This window comes from Pinibacter aurantiacus, from assembly GCF_019130065.1.
GTDB lineage: Bacteria > Bacteroidota > Bacteroidia > Chitinophagales > Chitinophagaceae > Pinibacter > Pinibacter aurantiacus.
The window spans coordinates 637001-662450 of sequence record NZ_JAHSPG010000003.1; the positions used below are offsets into that span (position 1 = coordinate 637001).

Here is a 25450-nt window from a genome sequence, read left to right on the forward strand (position 1 = left end):
ATTATTGTCCTACTTTTTGACCTGATCAATAAACTAAAATAATACTTATCAATAACTTACAACCAACACCCCGTATTTCAGGAGACGCATTTTCATGCGTCTCTACCCATCACTTACAACTTGTAGCTTATCCCCAGGGTAAAAAAGATATTGTACATGCTGAAATCCATTCCGTGAAATGATTTTGGAAACAGGGGCAGCAATCCCCAGCTAAGGTTGCCGTTTACCGATATCTTACTGTTAATCCGGCGTTCACCTCCGGCCTGTAAGCCAAAATCAAATTTCCTCATTTCGTCGTCAAAATCAAATGTTGCCGTATCGATCGCTATCTTTTCTCCTACTGCATCGGGCGTGCGGATGTAGCCATCGGTTACTTCGCCGCTAAAGCTTCCATGAAATAAATAACCGAAGTAAACACCCAGCTGGGTTTTCCAGTTTTTATCAGGATAATAGATCGCATGCAGTGGTAATGTAACATATGCGTTTTTTACAACTGTTTTATTGTGCCCCACAAACAGACCTTCAAACTTGCCTGGCTTGTCGCCGTCTTCAATATCCACGATCGTATGCATGTACAGCACTTCACTCTTGGTACCCATTCCTTTGTAATCAAGTTTAATGGCGCCGCCTATTCCCCAATGTTCATTAAACACATAATCCACTTCATATCCCAGCGAGGGATTAAACTCCGGCCACCACGCATTGATCTTGCGAATAGTATTGGGCATAGGTGTTGGCGCGGTTCCTCCAAAATTGTACCCCGCCAGTATATATTGTCTGAACGAGGGTTTGAATTCGCTTTGGTTTTGCTGACCAACAGTCGTCAATGCGCCTGTCAAAACAACCAACAGCAAAAAGTTTTTCATTATGTTTTTTCTCATAATTGTATTGATTTAATTAACATCCTCACAAACCACTTCTACATGATCTACTTTTAGTTGACTATTCAGTGCACCGCGATATTCATTTCCTCCTTTGCTGGAAGAAAAAACAACCGTGAACAAAAGGTTTTCGTTTTTCCAGTCGATATGATCATCGTAGTATTCAAACGGGATGTTGAAGGCTGTATATCCGGATGCCGGAAGCCCCTGCTTCAGTTCCGCTCTTGCTATGATCCTGGGGGAATTGCTAACGTTGGTGCCATCCAGCGGATCGCTGCCACGAAACACGATGACATAGATGGCGCAAGTATCCTGTGCTCCGGAAATCGGCGTGGATGTTATTTTGCCGTTTGTAATTACGAACTGAGAATAAGTAGGACCGGGCGCATACTTGTAGTACCCTGTAAAGCGAACCGGCTTTTTGGCTTTGGCGAACGGCTGTCCGAATTTGGTTGATTGTAAAGGCTGCGCAATATTTAGCTCAAACGATCCAAGAAAAAGTGAACCAGCTGCCAACGGAGCGCCCAGGCCAAACAACACAGTGCCAGGCATAGTTGTTATTTGGGCCGCGTATTGCCCTTGGTAGCTGTCAGTTGTTTTCTGCGTAGGATAAGGCGGATCGTTTACAATGGTTAAACCTGGATTGCCAGAGCTCCAAATAGGTTCTGTAACACCATTGTTTATTTCAACAGGATGCTCGTATACGCGGTTATCGCTTCCGGATTGCATCCAGTTTTCAAATTCATATTCAAGGCCCGTTACCGCCACAGCTTTTACTGTGTACTTTTTGTGATTCTGCCCATCCTCTGAGGTTACCGTATACTCAACCGGCTGATTGAATACAACAGGAACGCCGGAAGCGGGGGACACACTTGCTCCCTTGGTTGTTGTAATCACAGGCTTGATCGGACTATCTATCGAGTCGCCTTTTATGTACAGCAAAATGGTTCTGTTGATCTGATCAATGGTTATTTTGTTAACGTCGAGATAGCTGGAATCAATGGTGAAAGTTTCGATATCTGCTTCGGGACTTAATGGTGCGCTTTTGATGCAGCCATAACACAAGGCCATGCCAAGGAAACAAATTGAAAGCTGCCTGATGAGTTTTATCATTGATAGGTTTTAATAGTGCGTAATGGAAAGTTAGCAAGAATTAAGAGATTATCAGCTCTTTACGCATGTAAATTTAGCAACCGACGAGGGCGAACCAGGCACCTTCGTCCCGTTAAGCCAGCTATTTAGCCATTAGTAGAAATCCTTTATCTTAGGTGACCGTTATAACTAGCTTTGCCATATATGCTGAATAAAAGTTCCAAATACTACTGGTTCTGCCAGATTGCCGGATGGGGTGTGGTTACCCTTTCGATGATCTTTTTTGCGTACACCTTTGAAAAAGAACTTACCAATCGTTTCTTTTTTAGATTGTTGCTTCTTTTCTTCTCTGGTATTTTTGCTACGCATTTACTCCGGAACTTTATTCGCAGATCGGGCTGGCTATTGCTTCCTGTAGAAAAGGTTATGCCAAGATTGGCGCTTACTGTGGTGGTTACCAGTTTCCTCTTCAGCTTGCTTTACCTGGGTCTTGTGAATTTGTTTAACCTGGTTGACACCACAAAAAAGATCACTTTTTCTACCCGCCTTCTGGCATCTACCCTCGACAATGGCCTCTTTATCATTCCCTGGGTGATCATCTACTACTTCTATCATTACATTGAAAAAAGCCGAAAACAGGAAGTGGATACTCTTAAGCTGGAATCGCTGGTAAAGGAACTGGAACTCAAAACCATCAAGTCGCATATCAATCCTCATTTCATTTTCAATGCGTTAAACGGTATCAGGGCTTTGATCGACGAAAATCCGGGAAGAGCAAGACAGGCCATTACAGAACTGAGCAACCTCTTGCGCAGCAGTATGAAAACGGATAAATCTGAAACGGTGCCTTTTCAAAAAGAACTGGACATTGTGAAAGATTACCTGGCACTGGAGCACATTCGTTTTGAAGATCGCTTGCAGGTAGAATATCTAATTAATGACGATACGCTTGATCAACCGGTCCCCCCAATGATGTTGCAAACGTTGGTTGAAAACGCTATCAAACATGGCATCAGCAAGCAAATGAATGGTGGCACGGTGAAAATAATTTCAGATTTCAAGGGCTCCAATCACGAAATGATCGTACAAAATTCCGGAAAGCTGGATGGCGAAATTGGCGGCGAAGGTTTTGGACTGACGAGTACGCAGAACAGGCTTCATCTTCTTTTCGGGAATAAAGCTAACTTTAGCATTAGTGAACTGAACAATAATACGGTGGAAGCGAGGGTGCTGATACCGATAATATAATTGTAGTTGAGAGTTGAGAATGGAGAGTTGAGAGTTAAATTTTTCAACCTACCATTCTCCATTCTCAACTCTCAACTCTCAACTGAAAAAACCATGATCAAAACTGTTTTAATTGACGACGAACGTTTGGCAAGAACGGAACTTAAAAAACTGTTGATTGATTTTCCTGAAATTGAAGTGGTGGCAGAGGCAGCGAATGCCAATGAGGGATTGGAAAAAATTGAATCGCTGAATCCTGATCTTATTTTCCTTGATATACAAATGCCGGGCAAAACGGGTTTTGAAATGCTTTCGGAACTTAATCGTGTGCCTTATGTAATTTTTACAACAGCATATGATGAGTACGCGTTGAAAGCATTTGAAGTAAATGCGTTGGACTATTTGCTGAAACCAATTGAGCCGAAGCGCCTGGCAGATGCTGTGCAAAAACTGCAAAATGCAGAGGAAAAAGATATGCAGGTGTCCTCTGAAAATGCAAACAAGAGTTTGCTTAGCGAGAACGATCAGGTGTTTGTAAAAGATGGAGAGCGCTGCTGGTTTGTGAAACTGAGCGAGATAAGATTGTTTGAAAGCGTGGGCAACTATGCAAAAGTATATTTTGGCCCCAACAAACCTTTAATATTAAAATCGCTTAATGCTTTGGAAGAAAGGCTTGATGAGAAAGTATTTTTCCGTGCAAACAGAAAGCATATTGTAAACCTTCGCATGATCGAAAAGATCGAACCTTACTTTAATGGCGGCCTGTTACTTGAATTAAAAGGTGCCGAAAAAATTGAAGTAAGCAGAAGACAGACGGTGAAGTTTAAGGAAATGATGAGCTTGTAGGAAAATTAATAATTAATAATTAGTAATTAATAGGGTTGCATTCTTCATTGAATGCAACCCTATTATGTTTTGAACAGAGGCCCAGTCATTTCTCTTAGTAAGCTGCACCTATTAATTCTTAATTATTAATTATTAATTCCTCACAAAAGTTCCTCTTCACTGATCAAACTATTCTTCAACGCATACACCACTACTCCGGCGGTGTTTTTTACGTTCATTTTTTCAAGAATTTTTATGCGATAGCCTTCGACAGTTCTTTTGCTGAGAAAGAGTTGTTCGCCTATTTCCTGCGCGGTAAGTTGTTTGCAAATGAGTTTGATAATTTCTTTTTCGCGGTCGGTGAAGGCAGGAAGTTGTTGCTTTTTATGCGGATTGAATTTGCTCTTTACAATTAAGCTCGCAAGCCTTGCGGAGGTATGACGACAATAGAAAACTTTGTCGTTATAGACTTCTGTTATGGCATCGAGAATTTCCTGTTTGTCTGCATTCTTAAGTAGATAGCCTTTGGCGCCGGCTTCCAGCATGTCTACGATGAGGCTTTCTTCATCAAACATGGAAAGCGCGATGATCTTGGCAGCGGGATATAATTTAAGGATTTCCTGAGTGGCTGCGATGCCGTCCAGTCGCGGCATTTTGATGTCGGTGAGAATCACATCAGGTTCGTATTTTTTCACAATGTCCACCAGTTCATTTCCATCTTCAGCCTGTGCGGCAAGCTCTATATGGGGCTGCTTGGCTAGCATCAGTGCTAAACCGTCTCTAAAAATCTCATGATCGTCTGCAATTACTAATTTAATCTGGTCGTGGTTCTGGGACATTATATCGGTATCTTAATAAAATAACTTGTTCCTTTTGATGGCCCGGTATCAATAACCAGTTTCGCATTTAAAACATCTGCCCGGCTTTCGATACTTTTTAGTCCCAGCCCCCCGGAAGATTTGTCTTTTTCTTTTAAAGGATCAAAACCGCAGCCATCATCTTTCGTCAAAATCAAAATATGGTTCTCCTCAGCGCCCAAACCTATTTGCAGGTTTTTGGCCTTGGCATGTTTAACGGTGTTGTGTACAATCTCCTGCAACATACGAAATATATGAATAGATTTTTCCGGCGACACATCAAAATGCTGCACAATCTGCAAATGCACCTGCAGTGTCTTTGTTTCGTTTGCATGCTCCACAAACTCTTTCAGAGCTTCTATCAATCCTTTTCTTTCAAGTGTGTTTGGTAAAAGGTTATAAGAGATTTGCCGCATGCTTTTGATGATCTCATCAATGTGCTTTCCGGCTTTTGTTATAATGAGCCTGTCGCCTTCTTCAACAACATCTATGCTGTTTATGTTCAGTTTAATGGTTGATAAAAGGGGACCAATACCATCGTGGAGATCTGTAGCGATACGCTTCCGTTCGTTTTCCTGCATGGTAATTTCTGCAAAAATCCGTTCTTTTTGCAGTGCTACATAACGCCTGTGATACATAACAATTGAGGTAACGAAAAACAATATAATAATGGCTATCAGTATTGCTATCGTTACGATAGTGTATAAATGTTGAGAATCCATGTCAACCCCTTTCCATATTGTTCAGCTTTTCCAAAGTGAAGGGAAGTTTTGTTTCCTCCGGGATCAGAAAAACTGCTATTGCATATAAAATGTTCACCAAGAAATTCAAGTTCCCGAAAAATAGGATGATCAGGTTACTTGTTTCGAAATTATCATCAAGATAAGGGTTTACATACAATGCACCTTCGTATAATATCTGGTAAATATAGAAAATAATGAAGCCAATGCACAGAATGAACCTGCCATTGCGTAGTAGTTTTTTGTCTTCGTGGATAATAATGTAGTTGATTTGATTGATGCCAAGAAGCGTTACGGCAAAAGAATAGCTGATCACAAAAATGCGGCTGTTGCTTGTAATTTGACCGAAGAGTATTTCTTCAATGATCCACATAATTGCAAACACACCTGTAAATAAATAAAAGGCCTTGTCTTTAGATTTTAAAAATCCCCACACGTGAAACTGATAAAACAAAAACATTGCCTCTACTAAAAGGTAAAGATTTGACGATACTTCGTTTGTTTTAAAAATATTAATAGAAATGAAGCTGATGATCTCGTTAATGAAACCTATCAGCAATAACAGAATAAAGGGCCTGTAGCTCTTCTCTATATAAGGAAAGCGTAACAGGCCCGGAATAAGTGGCAGTAAGATCGAATTACTTTGTATAAACAAAAAGAGTGTTCTTCTCATGTGTTTCGAGGTTCTATGGTAACAACAACGGACTTGTTAAATCGCAAACTGTAGGACAACGTTGTCCTCTTTCAATTACACCGCCATCATCCAATCCAACGGTTTGAGCTGAAGCAGTGTTAACGCCAGGCAATTTGATTGCCACTGGAGCCGATTTCGACAAGTTGTTGATGATGTCTTTGCCGTTATTATCATAAGGCGTCAATACAAGACAAACTTCGTTATTTTCATTAATGCCATAATACATGCGAATGCCTGCTGCAATACCACCGGTTGCATCTTTTTGATTTAAAAGAAGCGCAATTACATCCCTGTTAAAAGATTCTGCAATAGGCAGATCAAGCGAGCATCCGCCACTGGCCGCCGACGATCCTATACTTGCACTTTTCATTGCACCTTGTGACTGAGTATATTTATCATACACAGTTCTGAATTTGTGTGTGTATGAATTTGCAAGCTTCACGCTAATAATGTGTTTGGTTACATTGCTACGGTCAACGGATATTTCCTTTTCCTGCACATCTTTACTACAACCTAAAAATAAAAAAGCAATTGTAAAGAGCGCAAAGACAGAAAAAAAGAACATTTTTTTCATACAAAAAAATTTAGATAAAAATTAATGGGCGAAATGTAGCACAAGGGCGGATAATATACAGTAGTACTTGTGCCCTGTAATTATGCGTATAACTACGCATAAAAAGGCGTTCTAACACTGTAGCGTTCAATATCAATTAGATAGAACTTTGTTTACGAGGGGTGCACTAAACCATTGATCATTAAACCTTTCCTAGCAGTTTTTTTGGATCCCTTTAAATTCGTCCTGTACTCTAGTTTTCAAGCTCGGCAGACTAACACCATTGAACGTGGGGTGGTAAAACTTTATCTTTTTTCCTATTGCTGCGGTTGAGAGAACCGGGTGTCCGCGATGAATGAAGAATCGGACAACGTTTTGAGGAAGTCGATTAGATTATATTTTTCGGCGTAGCCAATCTGAATACCATTTTTCAATAAGGGATCCAAAGTAGGGCTGTTTATTATGCCCGTTGTGTAATGATCAATCATTTGACCGATAGACAGTATGCGTCCATCGTGAGTGTAGGGTTCGGTAAGTGCAACATTCCTTAAACTTGGGACCTTGAACTTCATCGAATCTTCACTTTTACCTGTAATGCGCATCCTGCCAACGTCATGGAGAGAAGTATTTATTGAAAAACCATCGTTTCTATAACTCAGGTCTGTAAACAAAGGTTCCTGGTGGCAGGCGGCACATTTTAGTTTAAAGCTTTCATAGCCCGCCTGCTCAGAAACATTAAACTGTGCTTCACCTCTTTTTACCCTATCATATTTTGAATTAGCGGAAACCATCATAGCAACGAATTGTGTGAGCGCCTTCAACATGTTCTGACTGGTAACCTGGTCAGAACCGAAGGCTGCTTTAAACATTGAAGGATACGCCGCATCTGCCTGCAGCTTTTTTACTACTGTACCAATATCTTCAGCCATTTCATTTGGCGCTGTAATAGGTGCAAGCGGCTGCACTTCCAGGTTGTTAATACCACCATCCCACTGAAATTGATCCAGCCAGATCATATTAAAAAGTCCCGGTGCATTTCTTGTTGTAAACTGGTTATTGAACCCATGACTAAGATCGTGATCGAATGTGGAGAATGCCGCAAACTGCTGGTGACAGGAGGCGCAGGGGAAATTGCCATCCTTTGATAATTTCCCATCATAAAACAAACGTCTTCCAAGTTCAAAGCCTTCTTTAGTGATTGGGTTATTGGTAAAATCATATTTGGGTGCGGGAAACCCTGCGGGAATCTGCACTTGCAAAGGTGTAGTATGCGTACTGCTTTCTCCGGATTTCTTACAACTGATCATCCAGGTAGTGGCAATACCGGCGAAAATAAAGATTAGTATAACCGCAATCAATCGCATTTAGTATAGTTAATTGGTAACGGAAACAACAGTAAACATTTTGGCATAGTTGTCGGCAATGTTTGTTGCCAGCGTGCCCGGCGTCATACACACGGCGGTATCTGCAATATGAATGTCGTGTGGGTTATAAAACCATTTGTTTGCATCTGCATTAATCGTCACTTTGCTATCGCCTTGTGATGATATTGCCAGTGTTCTTCCTTCGGGCAATGTAAGATTAACGCTTCTTATGGCACTCTCACCTGTTTTAAACCCGCCGATGTGAAACTGAATTCTGTTATCGGGCAAATGTGACAATGGCGATGTGCCTTCCATTTTTGCCATTATATAGCCTGTGTTCCAGGTCCAGAACATCCCTTTGACCGGATCCAAATCGCCGGATTGTGCGCCGCTCACATTGTATATACTGTCAACGCCCATGGTAAAATTGATCACATCATAAGTTCCTACGGGTGCCTTTAAAGTGATGTTGGAGGACGCAGAATCGCTTGCATCCACGAGATAAAAAGTTTTAGCGCTTACATTGTACACTTTGCCGGAAGTGCTGTTCAGCAGCTGGATATCGCCAATATAGTATTTGAAAGTTGTGATGGTGTATGATTCTCCAAATGAGTTTTGATAGGTTTGATTGAAAGCCAGATCTGCATTGTCAACTTTTCCTTTGAAGCTCAGCACGAAATTATAAGTGGGTAGCTGTGTGGAATCTCCGGATGATGCGTCACCGTTTTTCAACTCTGGTTGGCAGCTTGCAAAAAACAATGCAGCGGTGGCAATGGCAGCACTGATAATAATTTTCATTTCAGGGAATTTTTAAAAATCAGATAATGAAATCCTCTTTCTTCCGCTTTTTACCTGGCTTGCTTTCTTTTTGGTTTCAATTCTTTTTTCCTTTGATGCTTTAGAAGGTTTTGTCGCCACTCTTTTCTTCTCCTTTTTAAAAGCCTCAGCAATCATTTGATGCAGTTTTTTTATAACCGCGGCTTTGTTTTGCAATTGGCTTCTGTGAGTCTGCGACTTGGTTTGTAAAAACCCTTCACTGGTTATTTTGTTCGCCAGCTTCTGGTTAATCAGTTGTTTTTGATCGTCTGTAAGCAGTGCAGAATCATTTACGTGAAAATATCCTTCCACCATTGTTTCCACCTTATTTACATTCTGTCCGCCTTTTCCGCCGCTGCGTGCGGTTTTAAATTTAATTTCCTGTGTAATATCTATCATCTCACTACTTTTGATCTGTATAAATTTACATACAATTGGTTATTTATGAGAGCAATAGTTCAAAGAGTTTCAAAAGCAAGTGTAAGTATCGGAGGAAAGGAAAAATCTGCAATAGCACAGGGTTTGCTCATCCTGCTGGGAATTGAAGATGCAGACGGACAGGAAGATATAGAATGGCTGAGCGGAAAGCTGACGCAGTTGCGCATTTTTAATGATGAGCAGGGTGTAATGAACTTGTCTGTAAAGGACATAAATGCTGAAATATTGCTCGTGAGCCAGTTCACTTTACATGCCTCTACAAAGAAAGGCAATCGGCCTTCTTACATTAAAGCCAGCAAACCCGACATTGCAATTCCTTTGTATGAAAAGATGATCGCCCAACTTGAAAGAGACCTTGGCAAAACCATTGGCACCGGCGAGTTTGGCGCAGACATGCAGGTGGAGCTGGTGAATGACGGGCCAGTTACTATTTTTATAGACACGAAGAATAGAGAATAGTTGAGAATGGAGAATTGAGAGTGGAGAGTTGTTGTTCTTGCACACAACCTTGCCTTTCACTCTCCACTCTCCACTCTCAACTCTCAACTCTATTAACAACTTAAAACTAAAAACATGACCATACAAGAAGCGCAAACTCAAGTCGACAACTGGATCAAAACTGTGGGCGTACGATATTTTAATGAACTTACTAACCTTGGAATATTGATGGAAGAAGTGGGCGAACTATCGCGGCTGATGGTAAGAACTTACGGGGAACAATCTTTTAAGGAAAGTGATAAGAACAAAAATATTGCTGATGAAATGGCAGACGTGTTGTGGGTATTAATTTGCCTCGCCAATCAAACCGGCGTTGACCTGACAGAAGCTTTGGAAAAGAATTTTGAAAAGAAAAATATCCGCGATGCGAACAGGCATCGAGAGAATGATAAATTGAAGTAGAGTTTTTAGTTAATAGTTGTTGGTTGTTAGGCATTAGATTCAGTCTTTCCCTTACAGCAATAATAGGTATTAATTTTAGGCTTACTAGAAAGCCTAACAACTAACAACCATCAGCTAACAACTAACAACCATCAACTAACAACTCGCCACATGTTCTACACTATAAAAACAAACTGGATATTCCGCGCCATTTGCAAGTACAGGGTTTGGCACATGCCACGGCAGGGAAAGAAAATTTATCTGACGTTCGATGACGGACCACACCCGGAGATAACCGCTTTCGTGCTGGATGAATTATTGAAGTATAAAGCGAAGGCGACTTTTTTTTGTATTGGCAAAAACGTAGATGCATATCCGCAAATGTATAAGCGCATTCTGATGGAGGGCCATGCTACGGGTAATCACACATTTAATCATCTCAACGGATGGAAGGTAGAAGAGAAAGAATATTTTGACAATATCGCGAAGGCAAAAGAGGTGATCGATTCAAATTTGTTTCGTCCGCCCTATGGACGCATCAGCAATTTTGCTGCTAAACATTTAAAAGAAAATGCAGCCTTTAATGTGATTATGTGGTCTGTATTAAGTGGTGATTTTGATGTAGAATTAAGCCCTGAACGCTGTCTTGATAATGTGATCAAGTCGACAAAAGAAGGAGATATTGTTGTGTTTCACGACAGCGAAAAAGCGTTTAAACGGCTGCGTTATGCACTTCCCAAAGTGCTTGAATATTTTTCGCAAAAGGGATATTCGTTTGAAAAAATCAGCCTTCCGGATACACGAAACTGATGTGTTGCCGATCTAAAAAGAATATGGACGTCTATAAAAAAATTTGGGCCGGGGTAGAAACCCTGGCCCGTTTTTAATCCGTACCCTATGAAAACTGATTTAAAGGTATAATATATTTTTTATTAATGCAAAGTAATTTCTCTTTCAATCTAATATTAAAAAATCAAGAAATCTTTGAAACGCTTGATATTATTGACAATTATTATACCGGAAATGCTTTTTTTCATCCCTTCTTTTCAAAATAACATAACACCGGCCATAAATAACTTATGTTATAATGACTTATAATTTCTCGAAATTTGCGCCATGATTATCGATACCCACACACATTTATATAGTACCGAATTCAGCACAGACATTGCAGAAGTTATCGAGAGAGCTGAAAAAGAAGACGTTCAGAAGTTCTGTCTGCCTGCGATTGATAGCGAAACGCATGACGCCATGATTGCCCTGGAAAGCAGTTATCCCGGGAAATGCTACGCTATGATGGGCCTGCATCCATGCTCGGTAAAAGAGAACTACAAAGAGGAATTAGACATTGCTTCTCAATGGTTTGAAAAAAGAAAATTTGTTGCAGTCGGGGAAATAGGGCTTGATCATTACTGGGATAAAACTTTTGCCAAAGAACAGGTAGAAGCCTTTCAAACCCAGATAGACTGGTCGTTTCAGTACAAACTACCCATTGTCATTCATACAAGAGATGCGATGCAGGAAACGATCAATATTGTGAAGGAGCGCCAGAACGGTTCACTGGCGGGCATTTTCCATTGCTTCTCAGGAAGTTATGAGTCTGCAAAAGAAATTATCAAGGCAGGGTTCTATCTTGGCATCGGCGGTGTTTTAACTTACAAAAAAGCAAATCTACCCGAGGTGTTAGAAAAAATAGATCTGCAGCATTTAGTGCTGGAGACCGATGCGCCTTATCTGACGCCGGTTCCGTTTCGCGGAAAAAGAAATGAGAGTAGCTACTTAAAATACATTGTTGAAAAGCTGGCTGAAGTGAAGCATACAACTGTTGAAGAAATTTGTTCAGTAACAACCGCGAATGCACAAAAAATATTCGGTTTGTAAAAATTGAAATAGTACTTTTGCAGCCCTTGCAAATCAGGAGACGTGTCCGAGTGGTTTAAGGAGCACGCCTGGAAAGTGTGTATACGGGAAACTGTATCGCGAGTTCGAATCTCGCCGTCTCCGCAAAAAAGCCCCGCAAATCTTAATTTGCGGGGCTTTTTAGTTTTAAACGAATCGTTCAAAATAGTTTAGGTCTGAACTCTCTGTTATTTTTTTACCCTAACTAGTTCTGTATAACTAAGCATACGTTTTGATTGTTCTGCTTCAAACTTAACAAGGCCAACTTCAGGGTTGTAGAAAAGTGTCCAAGTAGTGGGTAGCCTCCTTTTTGAAACCTCTAACTCTGCTGCAATTACTATTTTGCTAGATTCATAATCTCCACGCTCAGTAGTAATATTTTCCTCTCCTTTCGTCTCGCACTTTTTAATGATCAAATTGGCGTCGCGGTTAAATTCAATAATCCTGGCTGTTGTTTTCGGTGTGCCGTCTTGTGTAAAAGCAGTCTCAAAATCCCTTACTGTGTTGCTTACTGTAACTGCGTCTCCTTCAATTAAGAATTTATTCTTTTTAAAGTCGGTGGGAAACTTATAAAAGGATGCACCAATGTAATTTACGGAGAACTGAATTCCTTTGTCCTTAGTTACTGTTGGATACACATTCGAGAAGTAAACTGTGTCTGGAGTATAGAAATCAAGAGGTATGGATATCTTGTTTCCATCACAGGTAATCACATACTTTTTTTCATAAGTTTGTTTTGCATTATTTGGATTTATTCCTTTCTTAGATATGTAGCTGTATTTAATGTTATTGCTGTCCCGCACATCCAGAACTTTGAAAATCAACCTGGTAATTTCAAAAAAATCCTTTTTGGAAAGTGCTCCGGGTTTGAGATCGTAGGTTCTATATTCCAGCTCTGCTCCTTTTTTAAATAAAATAGATTTGCTGTTATCCTGAGCATTGAGAGTAATTCCCAGTGATAAAATAATCACCGTGATAAGAGTTTTCATTTTGTATTTTTAAGGTTACGAATGTGGCCAAATTTATAGAGTCTTGTCGATAAATGAATCAGATTTTTATTGTCTGCGCCTCCTTAAATTTTATTATACAGAACAATGTCATTGGAAAAGCCTGCAGACTCATTGCTTGCGGGGCTTTCTCGTTTTTAAATCGTCTGCCGATTTCTTGTCCAAAAAACTTTACTACGCGAAATCTCTTTGGGTTATAGCTTTATTTGTCCTTAATAATGCCGTCGTAATAATTAAAAATCTCTATTGCCCTTTTTACAACCAACTCTGAATATGAGCCAATGGCAATGCTGGACTGAATTGAACCTCCCCCCGAATATTCTTCCTTTGTCATAGTCCCAATAAGTTTAAGCTCAGCATCGCGATAGGCAAGCCAGGCTCTCTGCGCACTCACAAGCACTTTTTGATCTTCTGGTTTAAGCGTCTTTAAAAGCTTGTTGTAGTATTTGTTCATCAGCTTATCATACGAAGCAGTCTGCTCTTCAACTGCCATATTCATTCCTGCAGTTGAATAATCTACGTCCATACGTTTTGAAACCAATTGTTCTATCCGGAATGTGTCCAGAGAAAACTCAATTCGATCAGCGGTTAAATTTTCCCTGGAAAGCTTTTGCTTAAATGCAGGTATTTGCTTTTCAATGTCGGCTTTTAGTTTTTGCAGAACCTGTGGTGTTATTTCTTTCGGCCCACTATCCTGTGCAAAAGAAAAATGAGCTACACAGAAAAGAGACAATAATAGCAATAGTCGTTTCATATATTTAATAGGTTGATCAAGGCATATCGATTGCCTTGTGGTCGCTTATGATAAAATTTATCGAGCCGAATTTACTCAAACTCATTAAGAAATTATAGTCATCAGGTAGAACCTTCCCAAAAAGTCTTCGGTCATTCACAAACTTTAATACTTCTCTTCACAAAAAAATCATCTCTTCAAACGCCCTACCAGCAAGCATTTCAGCCCAGGCCAAAAATTATTTTCAAATTTTATTTCTCCAACACTTGCATATCTCAAAAAAAGATATCTATTTTTGCACTGTTATAAAAATTAAAAACAGCAATAAAATGTCACGAATTCATTCAAAAATATCATCAAAGCTTTGCTACGGCCAGGTGAAGATGCTATGCATAAGCGGGACATTAAATGCTGTAAACAAGTAGATAAAAAATACTAAGCATACAAAAGCCCCGCTCAACAATAGCGGGGCTTTTGATTTATAATCAATATGATTTTACAACAATCGCATATTTCCATTTCGAAGCAGGCGTTGCGTAAGCAGCAGTATTGTTCTGTGCCTGTGTTTGGTAAGATGCGTACATATAATCGATCGGGAGATTAATTTCTCTTTTTGCAAAGTGGCAAAAGCCCGGTCGGTTTTAAAAACTGACCGGGCTTTTTTGTTGCAGAATGGGTGATTTTAAACGACTAATTGCGTGAAGGCTGTCGTGAATGGTGAAACGTGAATGCAGCCTACAACGTTGGGTTCCACATTCACGATTGACGATTGACCATTCACGATCAACAAGAGAAAAATTAAATTTTATGATAAACAATGTTATGAGCAGAATTAAGACAGAAATGTTCATCACATTCAATGAAGTGATGAAATGGTTCAATGCAGACGAAAAGTTGCTGCATTACAAACCCGCAGATGGTGGCTGGAGTATTGCCGAAATACTCGAACATATTTCGCTGACAAATTTCTATTTGCTGATACTTATCCGAAAGGGATCATTGAGAGCGTTGGAAAACTCAAGAGACAATAGCTATAAATCTTTGTTGGAAACGTACGAGTTCGACTGGGATAAAATGCAATTGATCGGCATGCCGGATGCCTTTAACTGGAGCCATCCTGAACATATGGAACCGAAAAACAAAACAGCTTTGGAGGATGTACGCAGAACGATCAAACATCAGCTGACACAATCCCTGTTCTATCTGGATGAGTTGAAAAACGGAGAAGGCATCTTGCATAAAAGCGCAACAAGCGTTGCCGGCATTGGAAAAATAGATGTGTACCATCACGTTTACTTTTTGGTGCAACATGCGAAAAGACATTTGCTGCAAATAAAAGCTGCAAAAGAAGAGTTCGATGGATCAAGACAGTACAACATTTCCAATGATATAGTGAATGATATTATTGAGGGCAGATATGTTGCGGCAAATCTGAACTAGAGTTGTTAGTTGTTAGTTGTTGGTTGTTGGTTGTTAGGATTTCAATTCGAACATTCCTAACAGTCAGCAATCATCAATTAGCAACTTGCACCTAAAGCCTAACAACTAACAACCATCAACTAACAACTTTTTAAAACAACTAATACTTCAAAGTCCATGCGTTTTCTTGTAATGAAATAGCAACGAAAGTATAAAGCATCAAAGCTTTATTTCTCTGTAGAGAGAACGCTTTGCTGCGCCCCTGAGACAATGATAGAATTAATAGAAAGTAGAATTATTTACAAACGACATGGACAATTTATTTAGTCAGAAAATTATAAACGCCAACAACTTATTTGGCGATTCGTTCCTTGATGCAAAAACGCTGTATTTGTTTTGTTTCAATACACTGCCAAGCCTTAACTATATCTCAGGCATTGACGGAGAAAAAGCTTTTAAAGCAATCACAGAAAAATACAGTCATCTCATAAAAGATATTCATCAGTACAAATGGTACTATTTGAAAAAGAAGAAATATGAGTTTGACAAAACGGTTGTCATTCTTTCAAACAATTGTATTCTGGAATTTGACGATTACTATTGCGAGATCTTTCATGATGGCAAAAACGAAGATTTCACTAATGAGGTGACTGAACTTGCAAGGCAGTTTAAAAAGCGCGAGCGCAGACAACCGCTGGAAATTAATCTCGTTGTGAACAAGAAAAATAAAATGGAACTGCAACCGATGGAAATAAAAAAGACCAAGCTCGATCTTGATCTTTTTTATGAAGATGATTTTAAACCGATCGACGAAATCATAAGAACAAGACTCAGTAAAAAGAATGATAAAGGCATTGTTCTGTTGCATGGCTTGCCTGGCGCGGGCAAAACTACTTACCTGCGTTATCTCGTTGGCAAAATAAAAAAGCCGGTTTTGTTCTTGTCGCCAAATGTTGCAGGAGACCTGATGGACCCGTCTTTCATTGAATTGCTGATCGATAATCCAAATTCTGTATTAATCATTGAGGATGCAGAGAACATCATCATGGATAGAAAAACAAACAACAGTTCTTCGGTTTCAAATCTTTTGAATATCTCGGACGGACTGCTGGCAGATTTCTTAAATGTGCAGATCATTTGCACTTTCAACAGTTCGCTTACTTTAGTCGACAGCGCGTTGATGCGTAAAGGAAGACTGATCGCAAAATACGAATTTGGAAAGCTCAGCACTGAAAAAGCACAACGCCTAAGCAATCATCTTGGCCACAACAAAATTATTACTGCGCCAATGACCGTTGCAGAGATCTCGAATCCGCACGAACAACATTTTGAAAGCAAACGTATAGAGGTTATAGGCTTTCGCAGAAATGCTGCACGGGAGGAGTTAATGATGTGCTAATATCAATAACTGAATAACTGATTAACTGAATAACTGAGTGTTTCTAATTCCAAAAGTCTCTTCGAAATTCAAGCACTCAGTTATTCAGTTAATCAGTTATTCAGTTATTCGTCTATCATGATTCTCCAAAATATATAAACTTCTCTTGTGCTAAGAAATATCCTTTAACTTAAGTTTAGGATGGAGATTCTTTTTTGGGAGTAAAAAAAATATTCTTTTTGTCTCCACCATTAGAAAGAACCTTCCATGAAACCCGTATTTGCCGTTATTACTCTATTCATTAGTGTCACGTGCATTGGACAGAAAGCCTCTATTAAAGGAACAGTAAGGGATACACTTAACAAACAGAATCTGTCAAATGCAGTTATCGCTTTATTACAATCCAAAGATTCAGTACTCTACAAATTCACTAGAACTAATGAAAATGGTTCTTTTGAACTACATGATCTGCTAAAAGGCGATTATTTGATCATGGTAACTTATCCCAAATTTGCCGATTATATCACTCCTGTTTTACTCGATAGTATTTCTCTGAAAGATGTGGGAAACATCAGCCTTACCACCAAAGCAAAATTGCTGGAGGAGGTAATTGTAAAGCAAAAAATTGCGGCTGTGCGTATGCATGGTGACACGCTTGAATTCAAAGCAGACAGTTTTAAAGTAAAACAAGGCGCCAATGTGGAAGAGCTGCTGAAACAATTGCCGGGTATTTCAGTAGACAAAGATGGAAAGATCACAGCGCAGGGAAAAGAGGTTGAAAAGATATTGGTAGACGGCGATGAGTTTTTCGGCGACGACCCAACGGTTGCTACCAAAAATTTACAATCGGATGCGGTTGATAAAGTGCAGGTTTTTGATAAGAAAAGCGACCAGGCAGCCTTCACCGGTATTGATGACGGCAACAGCAAGAAGACGATCAACCTGAAACTAAAAGAAGACAAGAAGCGGGGTTACTTTGGCAAGCTTGATCTTGGCGGAGGGCCCGATGGGAAGTATGACAACAGCGCGATGTTCAATCGTTTCCGTGCCAAACAAAAAGTATCGGTCTATGGCATTATGAGTAATGTAGGAACGACAGGTTTAAACTGGAACGACAGAGATAGATACGGCGGCGGTGACGAGGGGGAATACAATGAAGACTTTGATGGAATAGTCTATTACGGCAGCGAGGACAATAGCCCCAACTTCAATGGCGAGGGCCTTCCTAAAAGCTGGGCCGCCGGTGCCAATTATTCTGACAAGTTCAATGCTGATAAACAAAAGCTGAACGGCAGTTATCGTTACAACAAATTAAATGTCGAGGCACAAAACAATTCGCTTTCGCAGTCCATTTTACCCGACACTACATTCTTTACCAAATCAACCGACAACAGCACAAACTCTCGTCAAAAACATTTTATCAATGGCACTTACGACTTTCAGATTGATTCAGGCCTTTCTGTGAAAGTAACTGTGAATGGCAGCATGGGACAATTCCAAAATGCATCTAATTCAAACAGCCGCACATACGATATACAAGACAGCACGATCAACCAGAGTGTTCAATCCAACTCGGCAAACGGCGACAATCAAAAATGGACGTCCACTTTACTGCTGAGAAAAAAGTTTGAAAAAATTGGACGGACACTTTCGCTGAACTTAAACGATCAATACAACTCAGATAATTCGACGGGCTACTTAAATGCAATCATCACCACTTATGATCCCATCACAAGAGTGCCGAAAGATTCTCTTACAGATCAAATGAAATTAACGGATACCAAAGTGAATGCATTTGGCGGAAAACTGAGTTACACCGAGCCTTTAAGCAAAAGAATATTTGCGGAGATAAGTTATGGCTTAAGAATTAACAGCAGTACTTCTGAGCGATTGTCTTACAACAAATCTGCTGATGGCAAATATGAGGATCTCAGCCAGGCGTATAGCAACAGTTACAAATATGACGTAACAACAAACACGGGAGGTCTTTTTTTTAAATACAATTCAAAGAAACTCGTTGCTGGAATAGGTAGCGATCTTGCCTTCCAAAATTTCAACCAACGCGATAAAGTGAACAACGCCTCTTTCGAAAGAAATTATGTCAACCTGTTTCCACGTGCCAATTTCAATTACAAATTCAATACGACTACTGGCTTTTCCATTAATTATAACGGAAGCACGCGCCAGCCTTCTATTTACCAGATACAGCCTGTTGCAAGCAACGACAACCCGCTGGTTATTTATGTGGGCAACCCCCTTCTAAAACAACAGTTCACGCATTCTATTAGCTTCAATTATAACTCTTTCAAGGTTATGAAGGATTACGGCTTTTATATGTACGGCAATATATCTACGGTTGCAAACAATATTACGAGCACACAGTACACGGATCTTGCCACAGGTAAAACTGTTTACCAGTATATCAACACCAATGGCAATGCGAATGGCTATATGGGTGGCAATTTTTTCACAAATTTTAAGAAAATAAACATGCGTCTTTCCTTTGGCGCGAGCATGAATTATTCCAAGTACACCAGTTATGTTAATCTTCAAAAGAACACAACCCAAAGCTATTCTCCATCACTCAGAATGAACGTAACGAAGTATAAAGATGAAAAATGGAACATTAGCTACAATCCATCCATTAATTTCAACGGTTCTCACTCAACAATAAACACGGGTGTTAATAATAATTACTGGAGCACGTCACAAAACATCAGCGGCGCCGTGTATATAAAAAAGAAATTTGAAATAGGCACAGACGTAACGGGTCAGTTCCGCCAGAAGACAGCAACGTTTGACCAAAACAATAACGTCATTTTGTGGAACGGCTACCTGGGTTACAAATTGCTGAAAGACGATAAAGCAATGATCAAATTCAGCGCACATGACCTGTTGAATCAAAACAAAGGTTATTATCGCTACATCTCCAACACAAATATTATGGAGAGAAATTACCAAACGATCAATCGCTATTTCCTCCTGAGCTTTGTATGGAATTTTTCAAAGAGCGCAATGACAACACCATCCACCAACCCTTAAACCTTTTATCATGAAAATTCTTTTCACAATTATCATAACCGTCGCTTGCGTTAGCAAAGGCTTTTCGCAACAACTATTTATTACGCAAGGGAAAATAGAATTTGAAAAAAGAGTTAACCTGCATAAAGTGATCGATGCTGCATTTACCGGTGACGATGGGGATAGATCCTGGGTGGAAGAATTCAAAAAGAATATTCCAAATCATAAGAACTTCTATTTCGATCTTTATTTTAACGGAGATAAAACTTTGTATAAGCCCGGACGAGAGGAAGTAAGCGCTGGCCGCACGCCAGACTGGCTGCTGGTTGCCAATGAAAATACGGTGTCTTCAGATTTGCAGAAGGACCAAAGCGTGAGCCTGAAAAGTATTTATGATGGCAATTATTTAATTCAGGACAGCCTGAGAAAAGTAAATTGGAAGATCACTTCAGATACCAGGAATATAGCAGGCTTCGAGTGCCGTAAGGCCGTGGGCATCATTATGGATTCTGTGTATGTTATCGCGTTTTATACAGACGAAATTATTACCCACGGAGGACCAGAATCTTTTAACAACCTGCCGGGAATGATATTGGGGATTGCTATTCCGCGCCTCAACACAACATGGTTCGCAACTAAACTGGAACTGGTGCAGGTAACGCCTGAACAATTGGCTGCGCCCAAAAAAGGCAAAAAAGTTGATAAAAAAGCTTTACAAACAATATTGAAAGAACGCCTGGAAGAGCCCGGAGCTAAAGGCAATCTCTTTCTTTGGAATGCATTTTTGTGATCCGAAACCCACTGCCGTTATCAATTAATAATTAATAATTAATAAAGAATAATTGATGACACAGCAACATAATTGTTGGTTAAGACCATTTCTGTTTGACAATTATAAAGGCCACACTTAATAACAAATGCTGCCATATTAATTATTAATTATTAATTATTAATTGGTTTTAGACCTTATCCTTTTTTTTCTTTCTTAAAACAAAAATGGAAACAAATGTTTTTTCAGGAACATTTATTTCCATTTCTTCCTGATGGGCCACCCACGGCATCAACTTACCGATGAATGATTTTGCCATTAATCTTTGTGGCGTAGATAAAATGATTGTGGTACCTCCGGCAATGAATCTTTCAATTACCTTATAGAGAACAGCAAATTCTTCTTCATCGTAATTCACATCACTCATCAGCAAAATGTCCGCCTGTAAACTGTCTGGCAAATGGTGCCAGTTCAATAGTTGTGTGTAAATATTATTGTACTCGTTGATGGCAATTGATCTGTCAATGACATCAATTGCATCCTGCAAATAATCGCTGCAGCAAACTTCCGCGGCATAAGCAGCGGCTAAGAGCGACGGCAATCCTAAGCCGGCAGCGAGTTCCAACACCTTTTTCCCTGTAATCAAAGACGAATGGGCGTTAATGAAATTACACATACCAATAGCTGCCGGCCATATTTTTGCCCAATAAGGAAAATGCGCGCCGGCAGCATTCAATTTACTTTCTTCATATTTCTGTTTTACGTAGCCGTAACCAGGAACATATAGCTTGATAGAAGTATTACCAAACTCAATGATTTCTAAAGAAAGTTTATCATTCATCATTTGCACTGTTTTCTGTACCACAAATATCCGCGCCTATTTGCTAAATCATTGCTATTTGTGCGCCATAAGTTTTTTATAACGCAGCAATGCCTCGATGTAATAATAGTCGGCGTAAATTATTGGTGTATCAATTTCACTTTTTGCGGGCTTGTGTCCGGTGCTGTGTTTCAGTATAAAATTTTGATTGCCTTCTGTTGCAAAATATTCGGGACCAGAAAGGCTTTGCAAAACCTGCTCAGCAAAGTTTATGTAGGATTTGCTTTTGTCTTTCTTCACATATCCGCTTAATTCAAGCAAAGCAGAAGCTGCAATAGCCGCTGCAGAAGCATCGCGTACATCATTTGGAATGGTAGGAGAATTGAAATCCCAGTAAGGAATCTTATCAGCAGGCAGCGTTGGATTGTTCATGTAGAACGATGCAATGTTAACGGCCTGGTCCAGGTATTTTTTATCCTTTGTTGCCCTATACATTACCGTGTAGCCGTAAAGTCCCCACGCCTGTCCCCTCGCCCACGCTGAATTATCGGCGTAGCCTTGGGCAGTTTTCCTTGCCAACACATTTCCTACGCTGTCATAGCACACAACATGATAACTGCTGTAATCTGGTCTGAAATGATTCTTCAGGGTTTTGTCAGCATGCGAGATACAAATGTTGTAGAACTTTTTATCGCCGGAAGCTTTTGCAGCCCAGAATAAAAATTCCAGGTTCATCATATTGTCGATGATCACCGGATATTTATAGCCACTGAAATTGTTCCATGATTTTATAACGCCCACGTTCGGGTCGAATCTTGTCGATAAAGATTGAGCTCCGTTTAACATAATGGTTTTATAAGCAGGATTTTTGGTGAGGCGATAGCCATTCCCAAATGGGCAATACAGCATAAATCCTAAATCGTGGGTGCCTTTGTTATATTGCTCTTTTGCCACCGCCATTGTCCATTTTTCTGCAGCACGCTTCAGGCTGTCGTCCTTGGTGTACTCAAATAAATACCATAGGGAGCCGCCAAAGAAACCACTGCACCACCAATCACTTTTCCTTTTATATAATGACCCGTCCGGGCTGATCGATTGCGGAAACAACGTTGTATCTGTGCAGGCAGCCAGCATTCCTTTGTATTGATTCACACAAAGTTTTATCTGTTTGTCAACGTCAACTTTGGGTTGGGCAACGGCCATTACAGATGCAAATAAAAAAAGTAAGACAAGCGTTTTTTTCATGAGTCCTGGTATTTGGTTATTTCAAATGCGTGTAAAGAGCGGCCAATTTAGCATAAACAGTTTGAAATTAATGATGTAGTATTCGCTGACGTGGTTTTAACGTAGTGTTTCAAAAACGTATTTCGCTGAAATCCAGAATTCATCGAGTGCGATGATGCGTGGTTTTAAAAAGGAAATAATTGCCGGCCAGTCATCTTTTTTGAAAATATTTATGCCTTCGGTAAATGTATAAATGCGGCATACCTGGCGCCCGGTTTCATCGCGAACATCTTTTTGCCAGGTCCATTCTTCGCCAAGGGTTTCGTGAAGAACCGCCTTCAATTGCTCAAATTGCTCAAAATATAAGTGCTGAATATCGGAGGAAGGATGTGCAATCTCAATGCCAATAGACGCAGTTCTATTGTCGGCATTCATTCTGAAGTAAATATTTTTTTCGCCCGTCTTGTAGTTGATCCAGTTCGCTTTTTCGCCTTCGGCAGAAAGATGCAGGGACATGTATTGGCCAAATGCGGTCCAGAATGATTGTTTTAGTGCTGCTGCTTCTTGCTTGGTGTACATGTTTCAAAGATAGCAAGGAACGCAGATTTTCATGATTATCATGATCTCTTATGATTTTTTGAGATTTGAAGTTACAGACCCGCATTAATCCTCAACTCTCAACTCTCAATTCTCAACTCCTTAATCATGACAATCATGAAAATCATGAAAATCAGCGTTCCGTTCTCTAGTTGCATCCCACATGCCCCAAAAGCCAGTAGAGAATGATAAAAACGATGATCGTTCCAAAACAGCCACCACCCCATTTATAAGCGCCGTAACCGGCGAGCAGTGTTCTTAGCCAGTCTCTCATAAAATTATTTTAGGGAACAGTTTAAAAAATCATGCCTTGTAGATAAAAGTTGTCAGTTGTTAGAGTTCAATTTCGATTAGTCGTCACTAAGGCCCAACAACTAACAACTTGCCCCGGCATTTTCAAATTTTCAAATTCCCATATTTTCAAATCCTCAACTCATGCAGCCATTTCAACAGTTCGCCACCTCTCTCATTGCACCAGCTTTTTCCCGTTTCTACCTTGTGGCGTGGTTCTCCTAAACCTTACCACTTTTTGTTATGAGAAAGCTGAAAAAAATTTTGAAATGGACCTTTATAGTACTGGCTGTAATTGTTGCAGGCATCACCGTTACTGTGGCCTCCCGGCAAGACCTGCGATTTGAAGCCCCTTATCCCGATATTAAAGCCTCTACAGATACGGCAGTGATTGCGAGAGGAAAACATTTGGTATTCAGCTCTGCGCATTGTATCAACTGCCACAGCACGGCGAATGTGGATTCACTTTACGAGCTTGGCCAGGAAGTGCCACTTACCGGCGGGTTTAAGTTTGATCTGCCTTTGGGAGCGGTTTATTCCAAAAATATCACACCAGACAAAGAAACTGGGATAGGCAACTATACCGACGGTGAAATTGCAAGGGCGCTCCGTTTTGGCGTACATCCAAATGGCGCGGCAGTGTACGATTTCATGCCGTTTCACAATATGAGCGACGAAGATCTTACTTCAGTCATTTCTTATTTACGTGCACAAAAACCTGTAAGAAACGCAGTGCCGGAAAATGAGTTGAATATAATGGGCAACATTGTGAAGGCGTTTTTGGTAAAACCAGTTGGTCCTACCGGCGATGTTCCCAAAAGCGTTCCAAGAGATACCACTGCAGCCTACGGAAAATATCTTGCCTTAAGTGTTGCTGAATGTAACGGTTGTCACACTTTGCGAGACATGTCCGGTGCATTCATCGGTGAACCGTTTGGCGGAGGCGGCGAAATAGAGGGCTTTATAACCCCTAACCTTACACCCGATTCTACCGGCAGAATATTCAACTGGTCAAAGCAAAATTTCATCGATCGTTTTCGCATGGGCAAAGTTATTCCGGGCTCACCAATGCCGTGGAACTCATTCAAACGAATGGATGATGATGAACTGACAGCCGTCTACAATTACCTTAAAACCCTGAAACCTGTAAAAACAACTATCGTGAAAAAGTAGTTTCGGAAAAGAATCATTTCTGCTTCCGTTTTGAGCCCAACACCGGCGTCAAAACGGGAGCTTTTTTAATGCAGAAATCAGTTCGGCTATTATTTGCTGAAGCAATTGCGTACAAGACAAGGCACCGTTTTCATATTTAGTTCCCCTCCATTTATCTTAGTTTTGATAGGCAACAATTTTTCAGAACCATTTCTGCTTCACTATGCTCATTGACGACTTTAATGATATAATAGATTACTGGATTGCAGGTTTGAATCACTATACCTTTGAACAGCTTTCCACTAAACCTTCCGCTGAAAGCTGGTCGCTCGGCCAGTTGTACATGCACCTTTTGGAAAACACAGATTTTTACATCGATCAGATCGCCATTTGTATATCGAATAACGATTTCCTGAATGAGGCAGCAGCCAATCATGCAAACGAGATGTTTCGTAACAACGAGTTTCCCGATCAATTGATTGAAGGCCCTCCGGAAAATGCAGCTACCCCACAGCCAATAAGCAAGCACCAATTACAAGCTGCCCTGGTTTCTTTAAAAATGAAAATGAATAGAACAGCCTCATTAATGGCAAAAAGTGATTTTAAAGGAAAGACCAAACATCCGGGCCTAAATTACTTTGGCGCGGAAGATTGGCTGCGATTTGCTGAAATGCATTTTCGTCATCACTTGAGGCAAAAAGCAAGGATTGACATTTTTCTACAACAACTGACTGCCAACGATTAATTTTGCGGATCACAACCCAACTCCATTTT

27 protein-coding genes and 1 tRNA gene are annotated in these 25450 nt (G+C 40.2%); 13 read left to right on the forward strand and 15 right to left on the reverse strand.

Features of this window, described 5'->3' with window-relative positions; translation table 11 throughout:
- Positions 1-113: 113 nt before the first annotated feature.
- Positions 114-881 (reverse strand): porin family protein, encoded by a 768-nt coding sequence (locus tag KTO63_RS08410; RefSeq protein WP_217790778.1) that lies wholly within the window; start codon positions 879-881, stop codon positions 114-116.
- Between the two features lie 12 nt (positions 882-893).
- Positions 894-1994 carry a PCMD domain-containing protein gene (locus tag KTO63_RS08415; RefSeq protein ID WP_217790779.1) on the reverse strand — a complete coding sequence of 367 codons (1101 nt, stop codon included), beginning with the start codon at positions 1992-1994 and terminating at the stop codon, positions 894-896.
- Positions 1995-2177: 183 nt separating this feature from the next.
- Between KTO63_RS08415 and KTO63_RS08420 the strand changes: the two genes are divergently transcribed.
- Both KTO63_RS08420 and KTO63_RS08425 read left to right on the forward strand, forming a co-directional pair.
- Entirely contained in the window at positions 2178-3221 is a 1044-nt protein-coding gene (locus KTO63_RS08420) for a sensor histidine kinase (RefSeq protein ID WP_217790780.1), read from the forward strand.
- A 93-nt stretch (positions 3222-3314) separates the two neighbouring features.
- Positions 3315-4046 (forward strand): LytR/AlgR family response regulator transcription factor, encoded by a 732-nt coding sequence (locus tag KTO63_RS08425; RefSeq protein ID WP_217790781.1) that lies wholly within the window; start codon positions 3315-3317, stop codon positions 4044-4046.
- A gap of 140 nt (positions 4047-4186) precedes the next feature.
- Here the strand turns inward: KTO63_RS08425 and KTO63_RS08430 are convergent, their stop codons facing one another.
- From KTO63_RS08430 to arfB, 7 genes are all read right to left on the reverse strand, one after another.
- Positions 4187-4864, reverse strand: coding sequence for a response regulator transcription factor (locus tag KTO63_RS08430; RefSeq protein ID WP_217790782.1), 678 nt, complete (start codon positions 4862-4864; stop codon positions 4187-4189).
- Positions 4864-5604, reverse strand: a complete 741-nt coding sequence (locus KTO63_RS08435) for a sensor histidine kinase (protein ID WP_217790783.1) — start codon at positions 5602-5604, stop codon at positions 4864-4866. Before KTO63_RS08435 ends, KTO63_RS08430 begins: the two co-directional genes overlap by 1 nt.
- Position 5605: 1 nt before the next feature.
- The gene (locus KTO63_RS08440) at positions 5606-6295 is read right to left on the reverse strand and encodes a hypothetical protein (protein WP_217790784.1); all 690 of its coding nucleotides are present in this window, start codon (positions 6293-6295) and stop codon (positions 5606-5608) included.
- A gap of 13 nt (positions 6296-6308) precedes the next feature.
- The gene (locus tag KTO63_RS08445; RefSeq protein ID WP_217790785.1) at positions 6309-6890 is read right to left on the reverse strand and encodes a hypothetical protein; all 582 of its coding nucleotides are present in this window, start codon (positions 6888-6890) and stop codon (positions 6309-6311) included.
- 296 nt (positions 6891-7186) lie between these two features.
- The gene (locus KTO63_RS08450) at positions 7187-8233 is read right to left on the reverse strand and encodes a cytochrome-c peroxidase (protein ID WP_217790786.1); all 1047 of its coding nucleotides are present in this window, start codon (positions 8231-8233) and stop codon (positions 7187-7189) included.
- A gap of 9 nt (positions 8234-8242) precedes the next feature.
- Positions 8243-9031, reverse strand: coding sequence for an MbnP family protein (locus KTO63_RS08455; RefSeq protein ID WP_217790787.1), 789 nt, complete (start codon positions 9029-9031; stop codon positions 8243-8245).
- 12 nt (positions 9032-9043) lie between these two features.
- Entirely contained in the window at positions 9044-9484 is a 441-nt protein-coding gene (gene arfB / locus KTO63_RS08460; RefSeq protein WP_317195752.1) for an alternative ribosome rescue aminoacyl-tRNA hydrolase ArfB, read from the reverse strand.
- 9 nt (positions 9485-9493) lie between these two features.
- Between arfB and dtd the strand changes: the two genes are divergently transcribed.
- The 5 genes from dtd (at position 9494) to KTO63_RS08485 (ending at position 12370) form a co-directional block, all read left to right on the forward strand.
- Complete coding sequence (gene dtd, locus KTO63_RS08465) at positions 9494-9946, forward strand: D-aminoacyl-tRNA deacylase (protein ID WP_217790789.1); 453 nt, start codon at positions 9494-9496, stop codon at positions 9944-9946.
- A 114-nt stretch (positions 9947-10060) separates the two neighbouring features.
- Entirely contained in the window at positions 10061-10387 is a 327-nt protein-coding gene (locus tag KTO63_RS08470; protein WP_217790790.1) for a nucleotide pyrophosphohydrolase, read from the forward strand.
- Between the two features lie 150 nt (positions 10388-10537).
- Positions 10538-11176, forward strand: a complete 639-nt coding sequence (locus KTO63_RS08475; RefSeq protein ID WP_217790791.1) for a polysaccharide deacetylase family protein — start codon at positions 10538-10540, stop codon at positions 11174-11176.
- A 306-nt stretch (positions 11177-11482) separates the two neighbouring features.
- The gene (locus KTO63_RS08480) at positions 11483-12247 is read left to right on the forward strand and encodes a TatD family hydrolase (protein ID WP_217790792.1); all 765 of its coding nucleotides are present in this window, start codon (positions 11483-11485) and stop codon (positions 12245-12247) included.
- 36 nt (positions 12248-12283) lie between these two features.
- Positions 12284-12370: transfer RNA gene (locus tag KTO63_RS08485), tRNA-Ser, on the forward strand.
- Between the two features lie 83 nt (positions 12371-12453).
- On the opposite strand, the gene KTO63_RS08490 is transcribed toward KTO63_RS08485, so the two are convergent.
- Both KTO63_RS08490 and KTO63_RS08495 read right to left on the reverse strand, forming a co-directional pair.
- Positions 12454-13254, reverse strand: coding sequence for a TapB family protein (locus KTO63_RS08490; protein WP_217790793.1), 801 nt, complete (start codon positions 13252-13254; stop codon positions 12454-12456).
- 220 nt (positions 13255-13474) lie between these two features.
- Positions 13475-14026 carry a lysozyme inhibitor LprI family protein gene (locus tag KTO63_RS08495; protein ID WP_217790794.1) on the reverse strand — a complete coding sequence of 184 codons (552 nt, stop codon included), beginning with the start codon at positions 14024-14026 and terminating at the stop codon, positions 13475-13477.
- 786 nt (positions 14027-14812) lie between these two features.
- On the opposite strand from KTO63_RS08495, the gene KTO63_RS08500 reads away from it, so the two are divergent.
- From KTO63_RS08500 to KTO63_RS08515, 4 genes are all read left to right on the forward strand, one after another.
- The gene (locus KTO63_RS08500; protein ID WP_217790795.1) at positions 14813-15445 is read left to right on the forward strand and encodes a DinB family protein; all 633 of its coding nucleotides are present in this window, start codon (positions 14813-14815) and stop codon (positions 15443-15445) included.
- A 289-nt stretch (positions 15446-15734) separates the two neighbouring features.
- Positions 15735-16823, forward strand: coding sequence for an AAA family ATPase (locus KTO63_RS08505; protein WP_217790796.1), 1089 nt, complete (start codon positions 15735-15737; stop codon positions 16821-16823).
- 246 nt (positions 16824-17069) lie between these two features.
- Positions 17070-19844, forward strand: coding sequence for an outer membrane beta-barrel protein (locus tag KTO63_RS08510; RefSeq protein ID WP_217790797.1), 2775 nt, complete (start codon positions 17070-17072; stop codon positions 19842-19844).
- Positions 19845-19854: 10 nt separating this feature from the next.
- A complete protein-coding gene (locus KTO63_RS08515) occupies positions 19855-20613 on the forward strand; it encodes a GLPGLI family protein (RefSeq protein WP_217790798.1) in 759 nt (252 codons plus the stop codon).
- 169 nt (positions 20614-20782) lie between these two features.
- Here the strand turns inward: KTO63_RS08515 and KTO63_RS08520 are convergent, their stop codons facing one another.
- From KTO63_RS08520 to KTO63_RS26370, 4 genes are all read right to left on the reverse strand, one after another.
- Positions 20783-21457, reverse strand: coding sequence for a class I SAM-dependent methyltransferase (locus KTO63_RS08520; protein WP_217790799.1), 675 nt, complete (start codon positions 21455-21457; stop codon positions 20783-20785).
- A 30-nt stretch (positions 21458-21487) separates the two neighbouring features.
- A complete protein-coding gene (locus tag KTO63_RS08525) occupies positions 21488-22657 on the reverse strand; it encodes a glycoside hydrolase family 88 protein (protein WP_217790800.1) in 1170 nt (389 codons plus the stop codon).
- A gap of 96 nt (positions 22658-22753) precedes the next feature.
- Complete coding sequence (locus tag KTO63_RS08530; RefSeq protein WP_217790801.1) at positions 22754-23215, reverse strand: DUF4268 domain-containing protein; 462 nt, start codon at positions 23213-23215, stop codon at positions 22754-22756.
- Between the two features lie 166 nt (positions 23216-23381).
- A complete protein-coding gene (locus tag KTO63_RS26370) occupies positions 23382-23507 on the reverse strand; it encodes a hypothetical protein (RefSeq protein ID WP_262901957.1) in 126 nt (41 codons plus the stop codon).
- A 260-nt stretch (positions 23508-23767) separates the two neighbouring features.
- Between KTO63_RS26370 and KTO63_RS08535 the strand changes: the two genes are divergently transcribed.
- A complete protein-coding gene (locus KTO63_RS08535; RefSeq protein ID WP_217790802.1) occupies positions 23768-24697 on the forward strand; it encodes a c-type cytochrome in 930 nt (309 codons plus the stop codon).
- Between the two features lie 202 nt (positions 24698-24899).
- Positions 24900-25421, forward strand: coding sequence for a DinB family protein (locus KTO63_RS08540; RefSeq protein WP_217790803.1), 522 nt, complete (start codon positions 24900-24902; stop codon positions 25419-25421).
- The last annotated feature ends 29 nt before the right edge of the window (positions 25422-25450 follow it).